Origin of the sequence: Actinoplanes sp. NPDC023801, assembly GCF_040639655.1 — a bacterium.
Classification (GTDB): Bacteria; Actinomycetota; Actinomycetes; order Mycobacteriales; family Micromonosporaceae; genus Actinoplanes.
In genome coordinates, this window is the sequence record NZ_JBFAAI010000005.1 from 267632 (window position 1) to 286428 (window position 18797).

The 18797-nt window shown below is 70.4% G+C and carries 11 protein-coding genes; 3 read left to right on the top strand and 8 right to left on the bottom strand.

The genetic code is table 11. The features are described 5' to 3' along the window. Positions 1-5 precede the first annotated feature (5 nt). Entirely contained in the window at positions 6-1871 is a 1866-nt protein-coding gene (locus AB0G04_RS13160; RefSeq protein WP_360981437.1) for an alpha-amylase family glycosyl hydrolase, read from the top strand. Between the two features lie 447 nt (positions 1872-2318). On the opposite strand, the gene AB0G04_RS13165 is transcribed toward AB0G04_RS13160, so the two are convergent. After that, complete coding sequence (locus tag AB0G04_RS13165; protein WP_360981440.1) at positions 2319-3689, bottom strand: DUF222 domain-containing protein; 1371 nt, start codon at positions 3687-3689, stop codon at positions 2319-2321. A 93-nt stretch (positions 3690-3782) separates the two neighbouring features. Next, positions 3783-4229 carry an NUDIX domain-containing protein gene (locus AB0G04_RS13170; RefSeq protein WP_360981443.1) on the bottom strand — a complete coding sequence of 149 codons (447 nt, stop codon included), beginning with the start codon at positions 4227-4229 and terminating at the stop codon, positions 3783-3785. A 24-nt stretch (positions 4230-4253) separates the two neighbouring features. Here AB0G04_RS13170 and AB0G04_RS13175 point away from each other — a divergent pair, with 24 nt between their 5' ends. Next, positions 4254-4886, top strand: a complete 633-nt coding sequence (locus AB0G04_RS13175) for an L-threonylcarbamoyladenylate synthase (RefSeq protein WP_360981446.1) — start codon at positions 4254-4256, stop codon at positions 4884-4886. Between the two features lie 27 nt (positions 4887-4913). On the opposite strand, the gene AB0G04_RS13180 is transcribed toward AB0G04_RS13175, so the two are convergent. From AB0G04_RS13180 to AB0G04_RS13205, 6 genes are all read right to left on the bottom strand, one after another. Continuing rightward, complete coding sequence (locus tag AB0G04_RS13180) at positions 4914-6242, bottom strand: tetratricopeptide repeat protein (protein WP_360981450.1); 1329 nt, start codon at positions 6240-6242, stop codon at positions 4914-4916. Positions 6243-6384: 142 nt separating this feature from the next. Then, entirely contained in the window at positions 6385-8394 is a 2010-nt protein-coding gene (locus AB0G04_RS13185) for an AfsR/SARP family transcriptional regulator (RefSeq protein WP_360981453.1), read from the bottom strand. A 253-nt stretch (positions 8395-8647) separates the two neighbouring features. Then, entirely contained in the window at positions 8648-9925 is a 1278-nt protein-coding gene (locus tag AB0G04_RS13190; protein WP_360981456.1) for an SGNH/GDSL hydrolase family protein, read from the bottom strand. Between the two features lie 212 nt (positions 9926-10137). Continuing rightward, positions 10138-11274, bottom strand: a complete 1137-nt coding sequence (locus AB0G04_RS13195; protein ID WP_360981459.1) for a lytic polysaccharide monooxygenase — start codon at positions 11272-11274, stop codon at positions 10138-10140. 2 nt (positions 11275-11276) lie between these two features. Further along, positions 11277-14162, bottom strand: a complete 2886-nt coding sequence (locus tag AB0G04_RS13200; protein ID WP_360981462.1) for a glycoside hydrolase family 48 protein — start codon at positions 14160-14162, stop codon at positions 11277-11279. Positions 14163-14331: 169 nt separating this feature from the next. Next, complete coding sequence (locus AB0G04_RS13205; RefSeq protein ID WP_360981465.1) at positions 14332-17001, bottom strand: cellulose binding domain-containing protein; 2670 nt, start codon at positions 16999-17001, stop codon at positions 14332-14334. 332 nt (positions 17002-17333) lie between these two features. On the opposite strand from AB0G04_RS13205, the gene AB0G04_RS13210 reads away from it, so the two are divergent. Beyond that, positions 17334-18698, top strand: coding sequence for a UDP-glucose/GDP-mannose dehydrogenase family protein (locus AB0G04_RS13210; protein ID WP_360981468.1), 1365 nt, complete (start codon positions 17334-17336; stop codon positions 18696-18698). Positions 18699-18797: the final 99 nt, after the last annotated feature.

Sequence of the window (18797 nt, forward strand, 5' to 3'; positions counted from 1 at the left end):
AGACGGTGTGGTGGGCCGGCGGCGTCGTCTACCAGGTCTATCCGCGATCCTTCGCGGATGGCGACGGTGACGGCGTCGGCGACCTCGCGGGCCTGACGGCCCGCTTCGATCACATCGCCGGGCTCGGCGCGGACGCGATCTGGCTCACCCCGTTCCAGCGCTCACCCCAGAAGGACCATGGGTACGACGTAAGCGACTACACCGACGTCGACCCACTCTTCGGTGACCTGGCCGCGTTCGACACGCTCGTGGCCCGCGCCCACGGACTGGGTCTGCGCGTGATCGTCGACATCGTGCCCAACCATTGCTCCGATCAGCACCCCGTCTTCCAGCGGGCACTGGCCGGGGACCCAACGGCCCGCGCCCGATTCCACTTCAACGGCACCCCCGCCGACACTCCCGCCGGCACTCCTGACGGCATCCTCGCTGGCACTCCTGACGGCACCCCCACTGGCGCTCCTGACGGCACCCCCGCTGGCGCTCCTGTCAGCACCCCCGCTGGCGCTCCTGTCGGTACTCCTGGCGGCACCTCCGCTGGCACTCCCGTCGGCGCCCCCACTGGCGCTCCCGAAGAGGCGCCGACCGGTCCTTCCGCCGATCAGCCGCCGAACAACTGGCCCAGCGTCTTCGGTGGCCCCGCGTGGACCCAGGTCTCCGACGGATCCTGGTACCTGCATCTCTACGCCCCCGAACAACCCGACTGGAACTGGCGCGACCCGCGCACCGCGCCGTTCTTCGACGAGGTGCTGCGCTTCTGGCTGGACCGCGGAGTCGACGGGTTGCGCATCGACGTGGCGCACGGGCTGTTCAAAGCGCCCGGTCTGCCCTCGCTTCCACCCGGCACGACTCCCGAACCGGGCCGCTTGCGCGGCAACCCCCACGCCTGCGACCAGCCGGAGACCATCGACGTCTATCGCCGCTGGCGCAAGATCACCGATGGGTACGATCCCCCGCGCGCCCTGATCGGTGAGGTCAACCTCGACCCGCACCGCGCCGCCGCCTACGTCGGCGACGACCGGCTGCACCAGTCGTTCGCCTTCCAGTTCCTGATCGCCCCGTGGGACGCGCTGTCCTGGCGCGACACCGCCACGCGGTTGCTGTCCCACCGTCCGGTGACCTGGGTGGTGGAGAACCACGACGTGGTACGCACCGCCACCCGCTACGGCAACGCCGACCGGGCCCGCGCGGCCCTGCTGACGATTCTTGCGCTACCCGGCGCCACCTACCTCTACCAGGGCCAGGAGTACAGCCTGCCGGAAGCCGACGTGCCCGCACACGCCCGTCAAGACCCCGCGTGGCACCGTTCCAGCAGCCACAACGGTCCCGCCAACCCCGACAGTTCCGGCAACTCTGATCATCCCGGCAGTCGTGATTGTCCCGGCAGCTCTCATCGCCCCGGCAGCTCTCAGGGCCCGAGCAGCTCTTGTAGCCCCAGCAGCTCTCGTGGCCCCAGCGAATTCGGTGGTCCCGGCAACTTCAACGGCCACGGGTTCTCCCGGGACGGCTGCCGAGTTCCACTCCCCTGGCCGGACGGCTTCTCACCGCCCGGCGCCGCACCCCCGTGGCTGCCCGTCCCGGCCGGATGGGATGACCACCTCACCTCACCAACGCTGCCGCTGACCCGAAAGGCGATCGCCATACGCCGCGATCTGCGTCTCTCCCCCGACGACCCGGTCACCTTGACCGTCGACCACGACGACCGCCTGCTGGCCGAACGCCCACAGCTCACCCTCGTGGTCGCGATGGGCAAGACCCCGGTTCCCCTCCCGACCGGTGACATCCTGCTGACCAGTGGCCCTCTCACCCGCGACGCCGTGACTGGCCAGCCCCTCCTGCCGCCGGACACAGCCGCCTGGCTCACTCCCCTCTGACGCCGCCGGCCAGCCGCATGACAACCGCCCATCCAATCGTGTGGCAGCCGCCCAGATGGCCGCATGGCGGCCGCCCAGCTCAGGCCGCAGCGGTATCCGGGCACCGGGCCGGGATCAGCACCCCGATGCCGTCAAGGATGCGGGCAGACCGAACTCCAGCGCTCAATATTGCCCGCGGCCCCGGCAGGTCAGCGCGGGGAAGATGTCAGGGCCGGAAGGCGTCAGGACGGCGGTCAGCGCGGGGAACCGGTCCGGCCGTCCGCAAAGACGTGCTGTAGCGCCGAGTCCATGGCCCGCTCGGGGTCAGTCAGCACAAGGCGCCGGAGACACAAGAACCTGTGCGCCCCCAAGGCCGAACCAGTCACCGCCACGACAACGGCTGAACCCGAATCGTCGTCAGCCGCGGCCCTGACCATGTCGCAGCACGCTGCCGCATTCAGCGATGACTCATATACGTAAGTGATAGCTGTTGCGGCGGGGCAGACGGTCGGCATCGAGCCACGCCGGCGGAAGGAACTCGGCGTGCCCGTCAGCCGCCAGCCGGACCTGCCATCCGGCGCCGCCCTGCCGGGCACGAACATGTCCGACAGTGACAGATCCGGCAGCGAGATGTCCGGCAACATCTCGCCCGATGACGACCTGCGCGGCACCGTCCCAGGTGGTGTCGTCGTGGATGAGGCGGTGGTGGAAGCCGCAGAGCAGGACGAGATTACTCAGGTCGGTGGGTCCGCCATCGGCCCAGCTGACGATGTGGTGGGCCTCGCACCAGCGGGGTGGGCGGTCGCAGCCGGGGAAGGCGCAGCCTCTGTCGCGGGCGTTCAGAGCGCGGCGCATGGTGCCGGTTGCGGTGCGGCGCGTGCGGCCGGCGTCGAGGATCTGGCTGTCGCCGTCGAGGACGACCGGCAGGACGCGGGCGTCACAGCCGAGTCGGCGAATCGTACCGGCGGACAGGGGTTCACCGTTGTCGAGCAGGCCGGTGCCGAGTTTCGCGCACAGCGGGTCATAGCCGACGGTGACGGTGAGTTGCGGACGATCGCCGCCGTTCTCCGGCAGGCCGCCCTCGGCGAGGGCGAGGCGGCACACGTCGACGAGGGCGTCGGCTCGCTGCTGACCGGGCGTGCGTGCGGCACCGGTCCGGGAGATTTCGGCGGTGTCCGGTTTGCAGAGCGGGTCCAGGGCCGCGGTGACCACGGCGGCGGCCTCGGTGTCGAGCAGTCCGCGGACACGTACCCGGCCACCGCCGGCCGGGCTCATGGTCAGGTAGCGGTCGGCGTGGGCTTCGCGTTCCGTCCGCCGTAGCCAGCGCTCCTCGGCGGCGTCGGCGGCGTCGGGCGCGACGTGGGTCAGCACCCGGCGGCCGGCGATGCGCAGGCCGCCGGGGTCGAGGTGTTCCGCCCAGTCGGTGAGCATGGCGCCGGCCCGGGTGCGGGTCTGCGGATCGAGCTCGGACGGCAGATCGGCGAGGGCGGCCGCGATGATCCCGAGTTGCTCGGCGTTCACCTTTCCAGTGGCTACCGCGGCGTCGAGTGCGGGGGTCCGCTCGAGCGTGGTCGCCTGTGCGAGCAGGCGGTGCGCGGCGGCCGGACTGACCCGTAAGCGGCCACGCAGCCACGCCTGCGGGGACGGGGCGTGCTGGGCGGCGGGCACACCACGGCGATCGGCCTCACGTACGGCATGCAGAACGGCCGCGTGAAGCATCTGCTGCGCGGTGTGCGCGGTGTCGAGGAACGCGAGCAGCTCGTCCTGTGACAACGGCGCCAGCCACCGCGCCGCGGCCTGCGCGGCGAGATCGGCCAATTCCTGCATGACGTCCGGCACGCCACCCATAATCGAACACCCGTACGACACTTTTCCGGCCGCCCGTACGTGTTCTCCGCCCGCCTACACTCCTCGCGAAAACCGGCAAAAGCTCTACCCGCCGAGCTGGAGGACTATCTCGGCGAGGGACGGGGGTTCGAGGCGGTCCGGCAGCTTTGCGAAGTCGGCGAGGTGGACCCAGGCGTGGGCGAGAAGCTCGCTCTGCTCGTACGGAAGAAGGCCCTCCCGGACCACCACCGGCCGCGACGTGGGAAAGGACGCCGTGAAGAACTGCTCCGGGCCCACGAAGTGGGTCCCCTTCCAGACGGTGTCGCGCTGGACGTCGATGTAGTGCTCGGTGATCGCGCCGGGGTCGAGGCCGGTCTCCTCGGCGAGTTCGCGCCGGGCCGCCTGCAAAGGTGTCTCCCCCGGGTCGATGCCGCCGCCGGGCGGCTCCCACAGGCGCCCGCCGGAGACCGGGTCCTCCCAGTTCATCAACAGGACGCGCCCGTCCGCGTCGAAACAGATCACCCTTACCGCCGGGCGGTGCACATTCGCCATTCCACCAAGCCTAAGCTGCGACGAGTGGCCAAATACTTCGACGTGCACCCGGACAACCCGCAGGCGCGCAGCATCCACCAGATCGTCGACCTGATCCGCGGAGACGGCCTGATCGCCTACCCGACCGACTCGTGTTTCGCGCTCGGGTGCCGGATGGGCAACAAGGACGCGCTCGACCGGATCCGGACGATCCGCCATCTCGACGATCGGCACCACTTCACCCTGATGTGTCACGACTTCGCGCAGCTCGGTCAGTTCGTGACGATCAACAACGCGCTGTTCCGGGCGGTGAAGGCCTCCACGCCGGGGCCCTACACGTTCATCCTCCCGGCCACCAAGGAGGTGCCGCGGCGTCTGCTTCACCCCAAGAAGAAGACGGTCGGGGTACGGATCACCGCGCACACCACAGCACAGGCGATCCTCGCCGAACTCGGTGAACCGCTGGTCTCGAGCACGCTCCTGCTGCCCGGTGAGCCGGAGCCGATGACGCAGGGCTGGGAGATCAAGGAACTGCTGGACCACGCGATCGACGCGGTCGTCGACTCCGGGGACTGCGGGACCGAGCCCACCACGGTCATCGACCTGTCCGACGGCGCCCCGGAGGTCCTGCGCGTCGGAGCCGGCGACCCGGAGAGGTTCAGCACCAGCACGGCATGAGAGAACGGGCACTCCCGGATCGAGTGCTCAAAGATTCGCTCCCCGCAGCTTCACCCGCAGCGTCGCGGCTCCCGGGTGGTCGAGCTTCTCCAGCAGGGCGAGGGCCTGCCGCCACTGCAGTGCCGCGGCGGACGGAGCACCGGCCGCGGCGTAGGCGTCACCGAGATGCTCCCGGATCTCCGCCTCGTTGAGCAGGTCACCGGCCACCCGGTACAGGTCGAGCGCCCGCCGATAGGCCGCCACCGCCCGCTCCTGATCGCCGAGGTGGTGGTGCGCCCAGCCGACGCTGTCCCAGGAGGCCGCCTCGCCGTACCGGTCGCCGAGCTCCTGATGAAGTTCGAGGGCCTGTTCGCAGTGCCGCAACGTGAGGTCGTGGCGTCCCTGCCGGCCCAGGGTCCACCCGAGCGCGCTGAGCGCCCGCGCCTCGCCGACCCGGTTGCCGGCCTTGCGATACAGCTCGAGGGCCTGCCGGGTGAGCCGCAGGCAGTCGTCGTCGCGCCCCTGCTGGTCGTGCATCCAGCTGATGCTGAACAGGGTGTGCGCCTGCCCCAGCAGGTCGCCGGCACGCTCGTAGAGCCGCTCGGCCTCGGCGTAGTGCGGTTCGGCCTTAGCGAACCGGCCCACCTGCACATAGCCACGGGCCAGTACCCGATGCGCGGACGCCTCGGCACGGGTCTCCCCGCGGCGGTGCGCGGCGGCGACGGCGATCGTCTCGACGGTGATCCAGTCGTCCCAGTGCCCCTGCCGGTCCAGAAAGTCGATCACCACCCAGGGCAGCCGCCAGCCGTAGTCGTCCAGACTGCCGGAGACCGCGTCCGAAGCTCCGCGCCCAGCATCCGAAGCCCCGCACCCAGCGTCCAGAGCCTCGGGCCCAGCATCGAGAGCTCCGGGCCCAGCATCCCGGGTGTATCGGATCGCGGCCATGAGAGCCGCATGCTCGGCGGCGAACCACTCCAGCGCCACGGTCTCGCCGCGCACCGGCTCCGGTTCCACGCCCGGCGCGGGCTCGGTGAGCGACAGCGGCTCACGCTGCGGGTCCACCTTCAGCGCCGCGGCGTGCCCGGTGTGCAGAAGGTGGTCCAGCAGGCGACGGGCCGCCGGCCCGCGTTCGGTCTCCGGCAGAAGATCCTGGGCGTACGCCCGGAGCAGATCGTGCATCACGAAACGTCCCGGCCGGTGCTCGCTGATCAGGCTGGCCGCCACCAACTCGGCCAGTGCGCCGGCCGTCTCCGCCGCGGGCCGGCCGGCCAGGGAGACGGCCGCGGCAGCCGACAGGTCGGGGCCGAAAACTGCACCGAAGAGCCGGAACAACCGGGCCGACGCCGAACCCAGCGCCCGGTAGGACCAGGAAAACACGGTCCGCGGATCGGTCGCGTCATCGGTACTGCTGCCTCCAGCACCGAAGTCAGCCCTGCCCCCGGCACCAAAGTCAGCCCTGCCCCGGACACCGAAATCAGCACCAGCAGCAGCGGAACCAGCACCGCCCACGGCGCCGGAATCAGCACCGCCCCCGGACTCGGCACCGCCCCCGGACTCGACACCGGCAGCGGACTCGGCACCGTCCCCCGGACTCGCCACCGGCAGCGGACTCGGCACCGTCCCCGGACTCGCCACCGGCAGCGGCACCGCTCAACCCGGCGAGCCGGGACCCGTCGAGGCGGGTGGCGGCGAGTTCGGCGGCCAGCTCGGCAAGGGGTTGACCGGATCGGATCGCGGCCCGGGCAGCGACCGTGACCAGCGCCAGCGGCAGCCCGGCGGTGGCTGCGGCAAGCGTCGCGACGATGCCCGGCTCGGCAGCGACGCGGGCCGCGCCGAGCCGGGCGGCGAGCAGTTCTCCGGCCTGCTCCGGATCGAGCGCGTCGAGCGGCACCGGCAGGGCGCCGTGGGAGGCGACCAGACCGGTGAGCCGGTCGCGGCTGGTCACCACGACCGCGCAGTCGCCGGCGCCGGGCAGCAGTGGCCGCACATGCGCGGCGTCGCGGGCATTGTCGAGGACCAGCAGCAGCCGGCGGCCCGCGAAAAGGCTGCGCAGCAGGCCGGTGCGGGCGTCCAGGCCGGCCGGGACCGGATGCCCGGGGGCGAGCGCGACGAGCAGGTTGCCGGCCGCCTCTTCGGGTGCCATCACCTCGTCATGGCTGCCCCAGCCTCCCGGACTGGCCGATCCGCGCGAACCCCCGAAACCGCCGGAACCAGCAGAACCAACAGAACCGCGCGAACCGCCAGAACCGCCAGAACCGCCAGAACCAGCCGAACTGCCTGAACCAGCGGAACCACCGGAACCGCCACAGCTTCCCCGACTCGCCGCGTCCTCCGAACTGGCCGAACCTCCCGCACTGCCCGAGCTGCGTGACTGGAGACCGCGTGACTGGAGACCGCGTGACTGGGAACCGCGTGACTGGAAACCGCGCAGATTGAGGTAGAGCTGCCCGTCCGGGAAACGATGCGACATCCGGTGCCCCCAGTGCACCGCGACGGCCGACTTGCCGGCCCCGGGCGGTCCGGTGACGGCTGCGATCCGCACCCCGACCGCGGACGGACCGGTCAGCACCCGGTCCAGTTCGGCGAGTTCGGCGCGGCGGCCGGTGAAGGCGATGGCGTCGGCGGGCAGTTGGGCGGGCACGCCGGGCCGCGGCCGCACGCCGGGCGCCGGGCCGGCGTCACCGCGCAGGATGCTGGTGTGCAGGGCGTCCAGTTCGGGTCCGGGTTCGCTGCCGAGCCGTTCGACGATCACCTTGCGGGTACGGGCGAACATCTCCAGCGCCTGCGCCGGCCTCCCGGCCGCGACCAGCGCGTTCATCAGTACCGCGACCAGGCTCTCGACGGTCGGGTGCTCGGCGGCCGCCAGGCCCAGCCGGCCGGCGACCTCCTCGGCCCGGCCCAGACGCAGCGCACACCGGCCGTACCGGGCCAGCACGTCGAGGCGTTCCCGGCCGAGGTCGTCCCGGACACGTCCGGCCCACGCGCCGGGCACCCCGGCGAGCGCCTCGTCGCCCCAGTCCCGCAGCGCGACCAGGAGCAGGGTGGTGGCCGCTTCGTAGTCACCGGCCTCCTCGGCGGCGCGGGCCTCGATCACCCGGCGGCGGGCCAGGTGCAGGTCGACCGAATCCGGGTCGCAGTCGATCAGGTAGCCGCCGGACGTGTACCGCAGGGTGCCCGGCCCGAGGACCGGGTCGAGGATGCGGCGCAGGCGGGTGGCGTACGGCGCGAGCGGCGTGGCCGACCGTGGTGGCGCGTCGCCCCAGATCCGGTCGACGAGAGTGCCGGCCGGAACGACCTGGCCCGGGGTGAGCAGCAGCGACGCGAGCAGGCACCGCTGTTTGCCGGGTCCGAGGGCGATCGGCTGCGGGCCAGCAACAGGCTGAGAGTCGGTAACAGGCCACGGGTCAGCAACAGGCCGGAGGCCGACCGCCGGGTGGGAGTCCACGATCGGCCGGGGATCAGTACCGGGCTCGGGATCCGGACGCTCTTCGCTGATCAGCTCCATCGGGCCGAGCAGGCGCCAGCGCATCGTGTTGTTCCCCCGTAGCCCTTCGACAAGGGAGCCCTTCGGTGGGCCCCGTCCCGCTGAAGAAATAGAACCATTGCCCATGTGCAAGCGATATGCAAACGCGGGTCGGCACCATGGTCCGGCGTCCACGGACCACGGGGGATCGTGGGCGCTCTCGGGGGCGGCGTGCGGGGGCAGCGGCGTCCCCGCCCCTGTTTTCAGGACCAGCTCAGCGACATCCCGGGCTGTCCAGCCGGCATCCGGGCCCGCTCAATCAGCCGAAGAGCTCCAGCGGTACGGCCATGGCCAGTGCCGCCGAGCCGAGGTCGTTCGGATGCAGACCGTCGCCGCTGTCGTAGCGGACCTGCATCCGGGTGGGGGCCGCCGGGTCGCGGACCGCCGCGTCGAAGTCGATCACCGCGTCGTACTCGCCGCTGCCCCGGATCCAGTCGTTGAGCTCCTGGCGTTTGGCCCGGTTGGCCGCGTTGTTGTAGCGCTGCGGGGCGCCACCGAACGGCAGCAGTGTGCCGCCGTAGACGGTGAGGCCCGCACTGCGCGCCTGGGCGATCAGGATGCGGTGCCCGGCGATCAGCTGTCCGACGGTCACGTCCGGGGCGTTGGCCAGGTCGTTCACCCCGATCAGGGTGACCACGTAGCGGACTCCGGGCTGGGCCAGCACGTCCCGGTCGAACCGGCGCAGCGTCGCGGCACCGATCAGCGCCTTCTCGTCCGCTCGGCCGGTGGGGTCCTCGTACCCGAAAAGGAGCCGGTTGCCGCTGAGACCGACGTTGAGCACCCCCCGCGGGCACGGCGCGGCGCCGGCCCGCAGCCGGGCGGAGAGCAGGTCCGGCCAGCGGTGGTTACTGTTGTCGGTGGTCTCGGTGCCGCAGGTGATCGAGTCGCCGAGGGCGACGATCGCGGAGGCGTTGCGGACGGTGCGCACGCTCACCCCGGACAACCAGAGGTAGCGGGTGATGCGCCGGCCGGTGCCGGGCCGGTCGACGGCGGTGGCGTCCCCGTTCACGATCAGGTTGGTCTGCTTGGATCGCGGGCTGATCGTGCCGGCCTGGGTGCCCTCCGGCAGGTACAGGCTGATCACCAGGTCGGCACCGTGCTCGACGATCAGGTCGGCGTGATCGCTGGTGACGGCGTGCCCCGGTTGCAGGACGACCTCGGTGGCACCGCCGAAGGTGAGTGGCCGGGTCCGGGCGCGCACCGTATCGGTGGACGGGCCGGTACCCGAGCGCACACCGATCGAGGCGGCACCGATGCGTACCGGCCCGGCCCCGTACGCGTTGGACAGGGTGACTCTGGGAAGATCACCACCGATGCTGGTGTGCACGACCTGCCGGACCGTCTGCCCGGTGAGGGTGAGAACCTTTCCGGCCGGTACGGCGGTCGGGGCGGCCGCCCAGGTGCCGACGCGCACCGGCAGCCGGTGGATCGGGTCGCCGTGACCGGCCTTGCCGGGCGTGCCCACCACCACGGCCGCGCCGGCTCCGGCCAGCATGAGGCCGCGGCGGGTCAGGGCGCGATGAAACGTGGCGCCCATGAAGGCACCTGAGCCTTCTGCACCCAATCGACCGACAAGAGAGTTTTTCGTGGTTATGCGGCTAAGTTACGTAAACTCGCGGTTCCGCGTCAAGCCGCTCTCCGCCGAACGGACTCCCCCGGCAGCGCGACGTCGGTCACACCGCCGGGGAAGCCGTCATCCACCTGTCACCGGCCGGCCGCCGATGAACAGTCACCGCTTCTGAACAGTCGTCACCCCGTCGTGCAGGTCAGGTTACCGACCTGGGGTGCCGCCGTTCCCGAGGCCAGGAAGCCGAACGTCACGTGGCCGTTGGCCGGCACGCTGGCGTTCCAGGACTCGTTCGTCACCGAGACAAGTGAACCGGTGCTGGTGCCCTTACCGCTCCAGACCTGGGCCGTCTTCTGAGTTCCGGGCCAGGTCCAGGAGACGTTCCAGCCGTTCACCGCGCTCGTTCCGGCATGCACCATGACCTCGCCCTGGAAGCCACCGCTCCACGATCCCGTCACGTTGTACATCGCGGTGCAGCCGCCCGCGGGGTTCGACGGTCCCGGGTTGCTGGGTCCCGGGTTGCTGGGCCCGGGGTTGCTGGGCCCGGGGTTGCTGGGACCGGGGTTGCTGGGCGACGGGCTGGTCGGGTTGCTCGGCGACGGGTTCGACCCACCGCCGATGCCGGTGACCTCACCGTTACCGCCGTCGAAGACCACGTCCGAGCAGCCGTAGAACGTCTCCTGGCTGTCCGAGCGCGACCACACCGAGTAGATCAGGTGCTTGCCGGTCTTGCCGGCCGGCAGCCGGCCGTTCCAGTAGTAGTGACCGTCGTCGGTGCCCGGTCCGCCGTTCGCGGGCGGGTTGGTCACCTGGTCGAACGGCGTCGGCTCGAGGTCGGTCCAGGCCAGCGGCTTGGTCGGGTCGTAGCCGTCCTTGGTGATGTAGAGGTAGAACGTACCGGGGTGCTTGGCCCAGTTGTTGTACTTGAATTGGACATTCGCACCGGCCGTCAGGTGGGTGGCCGGCCAGTCGTTGCGGGCCAGGTTGAAACCGGTGAAGTCGTACGGTCCACCGGTCCCGCCGCTGCACAGCTGGCCGTCCGGGATGAACCCGCTGACCCGGCCGGCGCCGTTCGAGCGGAGCACGGCGAACCAGTTGTAGAGCCCGGTGACCCCACTCTTGGCCACCGCGGCGGCGCAGGCCGCGTTCTTCGGTTCGATCGCGCCGCTCTGCGGGTTGCGGCCGTCCTGGTAACAGAACCAGGTGCGGCTTCCGGGCACCTGGATGGCGCCGTGGGCCTGGGCCGGGCTGCTTGGCAGAGCCAGGATCCCGGCCGCGGCGGCGAACAGGGCCACCGCGGCGAAACGGAGAATTTTCATGATCATCCCTGGGGGAAGAGGCGGGCGTATTCGGCGTAACCGGTGGCCACGTCGACCTGCGCCCAGAACCGGTGGTAGTTGAAGGACGGCGCGGGGCCGCCCTTCAGGTAGGCGTCGAGCTTCGGGAAGTCCGGGTCGTTGCGGTAGAAGCTGCGGATGTCCAGGAACGAGACACCCGGCTTGATCACGTCGCCGTTCGGCATCTTGCCGCTCCAGCCCGGCGGGATGTAGATGCCCTGACCGGTGGAGGCGTTGTAGACGTCGTCCATCCGGTTGTAGTCGGCGCGGGTCTCGGTGCTCGACACGCCCTTGCTGTCCTTGAACGCCCAGATCGCGTCGAGCAGCCCCTTGGCCGCCGTCTTGGCCTGCGCGTTACCGGACTTCGCGGCGTAGAAGGTGAGCAGCTTGGCGTACGAGCCGGCCACACCGAGGTCCTGGCTGTGGTTGAGGACGGTCACGTGCAGGTTGGTGTTGGCGGCCGGGTTCGACGGGTTCCAGGTGGCCGGCGCACCCGACCACTGCAGGTCGGACGGGATCGCGAAGGTGTCCGCGCCGATGGTGGTGTTCGCCAGCGCCCACGGCACCCACTTGTCGAGCACCGCCTTGGCCTTGGCGTTGCCGGTCACGTAGTACAGCTCGGCGAGCCGCTCCAGTGACCAGGTCTGCATGCCGAACCAGCGGTTGGACGGCGGGTCCTCGTAGACCGGGGCCTCGACGTAGGACAGGCCGTAGAACTGCGGGACGTTCGTCGGCCGGGCCGAGTAGTTGCCGTTCCAGCTGTTGGTCGCACCGCCGGCGATGGCCCCCTCGGACGACTGCAGCCACTGGTAGAACTCCAGCTGCCGGTCGAGGCTGGCCTGCCAGTCGGCCTTCGCGGTCGGCGACTTCGGGTTGAAGGCGGCGACGTTGGACATGATGTACGCGGCCATCGGGTTCTGGTAGCCGAAGTGGCTGACGCTGGAGCCGATGCGCCACGCCCAGCCGGCGCTGGTGTCGTAAGCACCGCCCCAGGCGTAGTACCACGACATCAGGTTGCTGGAGGCGTTCTTGCCGGTGCCGGCCGGGCACGAGGTGGACCCGCAGCCGGGCTGCTTGAAGTACTTGTCGTAGAACGAGTACCGCAGGTAGTCGCCCATCTTGGCGGCGTTGGCGACGGTGGTGGAGATCTGCGACGCCTTGCCCTGCTCGGTGGCCCACTGCAGCGCCCAGTAGGCGACCTGCACGGCACGGGCGTCGGCGTCCGGGGCGTTGGTGTACTTCCACTGCTTGGCGTACGACGAGTCCTTGGTGAACAGGTCCAGGAAGCCGTTCGGGCCGCCGTGCTTGAACGTGTCGCAGGCGGGCTGCGGCACGGTCTCGAAGGTCGACTCCTGCGGGCCGCGCTGGAAGGTGTTGATGTACGCGACGCGGGTGGTGCCGTCACCGCAGCGGCCGAAACCGTAGACGTTGTCCACGTCCAGCAGCCAGTGCATGCCGTAGATGTCGGAGGTGCCGTACGCCGACTTCAGCTCGGCCGCCAGCGGGTCGGTGCCGACCGAGACGCCGGTGTCGAGCTGCGACGGGTACTGCGACGGCAGCGGGTACTCGGCCGCGTACGTCGCCGGCTTGGCCGGGTTGTAGTTGTCGTTGGTCGGCTGGTCGGCGTGCGACGGGATGATGTACTTCTCCATCGTCGCCCAGGCGTTGTTGAACGGCGCCCAGTCACCGCTGATCCGGGAGTGCGCGGCCTCCAGCCACAGCCAGTACGAGAACGCCTCGCTGGTGGTCTCGTGACCGTGGTCGGGTGCCTCGTCGATCAGCGTCTCGATCGAGTGGTACGGCACACCCTCGGGACTGAAGTAGCCGTTGGCCGGGTTCTTCAGGTCGTTGTAGAGCTGGGTGAACCGGGTGTCCACCGCGCCCTCGTCGATCACCGTGACGCCGAGCTGCGCCGCCGTGTGGCCGGTGGCGGTGGCCGAGATCGTCGCGGTGGCGCCCACGGTCGCCGAGGCGGCGGCCGCGACCGTGACGTTCTGGCCGGTGCTCCAGTTCGACGGGGTGAAGGTGAGCGTCGCCGGGGTGACGGTGACGGCGGTGGATCCCGCGCTGCGGGCCACGGCCACGGTGACGTTCGCCGTGGGCGCCTTGCTCAGCGCGATCTTGAAGGTGCCGCTCTTGCCGGCCGCGAGGGCCAGCGAGGTGGCGTCCGCGACGATCGCCGGGGTGGTCGCCGCGTCGACGAAGACCGGGACGTCGGCGGTGTTGCTCTTGGTGCCGGCGTTGTCGTACGCGATGGCCTGCAGGCGGTAGGCGGCACTCTGCGCCGGAACCCCGTCCCAGCTGTACGTGTACGGAGCGGTCGTGTCCGTGCCGAGCAGCAGGCCGTCGTGGTAGAACTCGACCTTGCTGATGGTCTGGCCGCTCGCCGCGGTCGCGGTGGCCGCGATCGGGATCGAGGCGGGCGCGTTGTAGCGGGTGTTCGCGGCCGGGCTGCTGATCGCCACGGTCGGCGCGTTCGCCGTCTGGTTGCAGGCCGTGCCGTTGAGCGTGAAGGCGGTCGGCACCGGGTTGGCCGAGCCGAAGGTGCCGTTGAAGCCGGTCCCCACGGTCGCGTTGGTGCCGAGGTTGCCGTTCCAGCCGGCGTTGTTGACGGTGACGCGCTGACCGGACTGGCTGTAGACGCCGCTCCAGCCCTGCACCGCCTTCTGGCCGGCGTCGGGGAAGTCGAACTCCAGTTTCCAGCTGGTCAGCGGGTCACCGGTGTTCTTGATCTGGATGTCACCGGTGAACCCGCCGGGCCACTGGCTCTGCACCTTGTAGACGACGGTGCAGCCGGCCGCGGCATAGGCCGGGGCGCCGGCCGCGAGGACCCCGCCGGCGCCGAGAACGGCGACGCCGGTGAGGGCCATTCCGCGCCGGAATCGGCCGCCTGCTCCGGGTGTTCCAGCTCCGGGTGATCCGGCTCTGGGTCTTCTGAGTCTGAGTGATCTGGTTCTGGGGGATGGGGTCACAACGGTGTTCCTCTCCGCCGGGGTGGTAGCGGCGCCCGATCGGACCCGGGCGCCGCCTCGTCCCGGCCTACGGGGTGGTGGAACAGGTGATCGGGGACGGAACGGGATTCGTGGTGCCGGTGGAACCGCCGAGGAATCCGAAGGTGGTGGATGCCCCGGACGCGAGGGCGCCGTTGTAGCCGGCGTTGACGACGCTGACGGCGCTGCCGGACTGGGCGGCGGTGCCTCCCCAGGCCTGGGTGACGGTCTGCCCGGCGGTGTACGTCCAGCCGGCCTTCCAGCCGGTGATCGCCACCGTGCCGGTGTTCCGGACGGTGACCTCGCCCTGGAAGCCGCCGGTCCACTGCCCGGTCACCCGGTACGTGGCGGTGCAACCGGTCGACGTGCTGGGCGACTGGGACGGCGAGACGGAGCCCGACGGAGAAACCGAGACCGAGACCGACGGGGACGGCCCGGCGGAGGAGGACGACACCGACGGCGTCGGCGTGGTGGGGCCGCCCAGCCGGTCGGCGTAGAGGATGCCCCGGCCGTTGGTGCCGAGGTAGACCCGGCCGTAGACGCGCGGGTCACCGGCCAGGGCGTCGCCCGCGTTGCCGTACTGATGCCGGTCGTCGTTGATCCGGACCCAGTAGGCGCCGGTGTTGTCGGACCGGAAGACCCCGTCGGTGCCGTCGACCGTGCCGACCAGGAACACCGTGGGGCGCGTGGTGCCCGGGGCGGCCTTGCCGAACGCGACGTTGATGCCCTCGGACACCCCGCCGCCGGCCGTGGTGAACGTGCGCCCCGAGTCGGTCGAGCGCAGCAGCCCGGTCCGGCCCGCCAGCCACACCTCGCCGGCGACGCCCGGGACGGCCTTCAGGTTGACCCGGCCCTCGGCCGGCATGGCCGCCGCCGACGCGCTGAACGTCGCACCGCCGTCGGTGCTCGTGTAGAACCTGCCGGCGGCGTACGCATAGAAGGTCCTGGGGTTGACCCTGTCGCTCTCGACCTTGGCGCCCGCCGGGATGCCGGTGGAGGCACTCCACGTGCTGCCGCGGGTGGTCGAGTAGTGCACGCCGGTGCCGGCCGGGGACCAGACCACCGCGTTGGCGTCGGCGCCGACCGCGACCGTGCCGCCGCCGGTGACGCCGGACGGCTCCTGACCCTGGTACCAGGTCTTGCCACCATCGTTGGAGATGCCGATGTGCGGCGCGGCTTCGGAGTTCCCGACCCGGACGAAGAAGGACGGGCTGAGCTCCGCGAAGTCCAGGCCGGTGTTGCTGCCCAGGGCCGGCGTGTCGTGGAAGTTCGGCTGCACCGTGTCCAGGTCGGCGTGGTGGAAGCCGCCGATGTCGCCGAGGGCGCTGATCAGGGGCGCACCGGTGGGCGGGCTGGCGAGGTCGAGGACCGCGGTCTCCTCCAGGCCCTTGGCCATCGGCTTGATCGTGACGGTGGTGCCGTTGTCCCAGCCGGTGAGGTTCGTGGTGCCGTAGACGGTGGCGCCGGTGCCGTAGAGCAGCCGGTTCGAGTCGAACGGGTCGATCGCGAGGGACTCGTTCATCCAGCCGAGCTTCGGGCTCTCCTCGGGGGCCTGGGCGGTGCTGTTGAAGTCGAGCCACGGGTTCGCCGAGATGTCCATGGTGTAGCGCTTGGTGCGGCTCGGGTAGCTGCTCCAGTCCCAGGCGCGGGTCCACGTGGCGCCGTAGTCGGTGGAGCGGAAGAAGATCGCGTCCGGCCACCAGGAGATCTGGGTGGCGACCATCAGGGTGCCCGGCTTCCTCGCGTCCACGGTCAGGCCGGAGTAGCCGTGGTAGCGGTCGGCGACCGGGGTGGGCGAGATGTCGGTCCAGACGCCGGTGGTGGTGTCCAGGCGGGCCACCTGGCCGGCCGCGCCGTCGTACGGGCCGCCGGTGTCGCTGGTCGCGATGAACAGGTACTTGCCCTGGATCACACCCTTGTGCGCGAGGTATCCGGTCGGCTGACCGGCGATCCGCTCCCAGGTGGCCCCGGAGTCGGGCGAGCGGTAGACCGGGTTCTCCTTGTCGGCCACTCCGACGTATACAGCCGGTGACGCAGGGTCGAAGGTGACCCATGTCAGACCTTGGTTCTGGTTGAGATAGCCGTTCGGGTCGGACGGGTCGGCGACGTAGTTACCGGCGTTCGGGAAGTTGGCTACTTTTCCCCACGTGGCGCCGTAGTCGGTGCTGCGCCAGAGCCCGTTTCCGCCCTCGGCGGCGAAATAGACGTTCCGGTTGTTCCGCGGGTCCACGGCGAGCCGCTCCCCCATGCCGCGGCCCGGCATGTTGCCACCGACCTTGAACGGCAGCATGGTCCGTGACCAGGTGTTCCCCTTGTCGGTGGAGCGCAGGATCGCTCCGTTGTTCGGGTCCCAGCTGTTCGTGTACATGCCGACGGCGGCGTAGACGCGGGTGGTGTCGACCGGGTCGGCCGCGATGCTGAGGACGCCGTTGTGCCCCCAGTCGTCCTGCCCGACCCAGTCGAGCAGCGGGGTCCAGCTCTGCGCCGGCTGGTTCCAGCGGTAGGCGCCGCCGATGTCCGTACGGGCGTAGATGAGGTCTTTCTCGCCGGGGTTGAAGACGATGCCGGGGACGAAGCCACCGCCGTCGATCCGGACGTTCTTCCAGCTGTAGGGCTCTGCGGGGGCGGCTGCTGCCAGGTTCGGGCCGGAGGCGACGACCACCGCGGTCGCCGCGAGCACGAGGGCGGCGACGACTATGCCGCCGGGGGACCTTCGCATCGGGGATGACCCTTTCCATCGGAATACACCTCGAGGAGGGAGGTCTCATCGAAGTGCATGAGTGGGAGCGCTCCCAGAAGCGTCGGTTGCCGTCATCTTCATGTCAAGAGCCGGAAACTTCGTGGTGATGTTCGGACGACTGTTCACCCCGGTAGAACGAAGACGACATTTGATGACATTTGACCGCTGGAAGGGCTGTGTATCATTCGGCCGGAACACGCAGGTCGGCACCATCCGAGGCGCCGGCCGGCCGGCCCGGCGAGAGGCCGGTTGGGCCCCGTGACGAATACGTGGCGTAACCGCGGGTACGGCATAGCGGTGGAGGAGATTGCATGAAGGTTTGCGTTATCGGTACCGGCTACGTCGGCCTGACCACGGGCGTCAGCCTGGCCTTCCTCGGCCACGAGGTGACGTGTGTGGACCTCGACCAGGCGAAGGTCGACATGCTGCGCGGCGGCAAGTGCCCGATCTACGAGCCCGGGATGGAGGACCTGCTCGCCGAGGCGGCGCAGAACCTCACCTTCACCACCGCGTACGAGGAGGCCGTGCCCGGCGCCGACGTGGTGTTCGTGGCGGTGCAGACCCCGTCGGCCGAAGACGGCAGTCCCGACCTCCGCTACCTCCGCCGTGCCGCCGAGACCGTGGCCCAGACGCTCAACCACGACTTCACCGTCGTGGTCAACAAGTCCACCGTGCCGATCGGCAGCGGCAACTGGGTCGACGCCATCCTGCGCGACTCGTTCCTGCAGCGCGAGGACCGGCCCGAGGGCGTCGAGTTCGCCGTCGCGTCGAACCCGGAGTTCCTGCGCGAGGGCAACGCCATCGCCGACACCCTCTACCCGGACCGGATCGTCATCGGCTCGGACAACCCGCGCAGCCTCGAGGTCCTCAACCGCCTCTACCGGCCGATCATCAACCAGACGTTCACGCCGCCGAGCTTCCTGCCGCGGCCGGAGGACGCCAACGCGGTCCCGCTGGTCTCCACCGACCTGGCCTCGGCCGAGCTGATCAAGTACGCGGCCAACGCGTTCCTGGCCCTGAAGATCAGCTACGCGAACGAGATCGGCCAGCTCGCCGCCAAGGTCGGCGCCGACATCACCGAGGTGGCCCGCGGCATGGGCCTCGACCAGCGGATCGGTTCCCGGTTCCTGCAGCCGGGCGTCGGCTGGGGCGGCTCCTGCTTCGGCAAGGACACCAAGGCGCTGATCGCCACCGCGTCGGAGTACAACCTCGAGATGCCGATCGTGAAGGCGGCCCGCGACGTCAACACCCGGCAGCGGGCCATCGCCGTCGAGCGGCTGCAGGACGAGCTGCGCATCCTCAAGGGCCGCAAGATCGGTCTGCTCGGCCTCGCGTTCAAGCCGAACACCGACGACCTGCGCGACGCGCCTGCGCTGGACATCGCCAACTCGCTGATCGCCCGCGGCGCGCGCGTGAAGCTGCACGACCCGGTGGCGACCGGCCGGTTCCGTGTCGAGCAGCCGGAGCTCGCGGCGTACCTCAGCGAGACCATCGACGACGTGTTCGCCGACTGTGACGCGGTCGTGCTGGTCACCGAGTGGGCGCAGTACCTGGAGCTGGACTGGGCGAAGTTCGTCGGCCTGATGCGCAGCCCGATCCTGCTGGACGGCCGGCACGTCCTCGACGCCGACCGGATGCGCCGGCTCGGGTACCGCTACGTCGCCGTGTCCGGATAGGACTCCGGCAACACAAGTAGACACACGTCAACCGTCGTGGGGGGGCCCCGCCCCCCCCACCGTTGATTTTTAGTTAGAGGGGGCCAGGGGCAGCGCCCG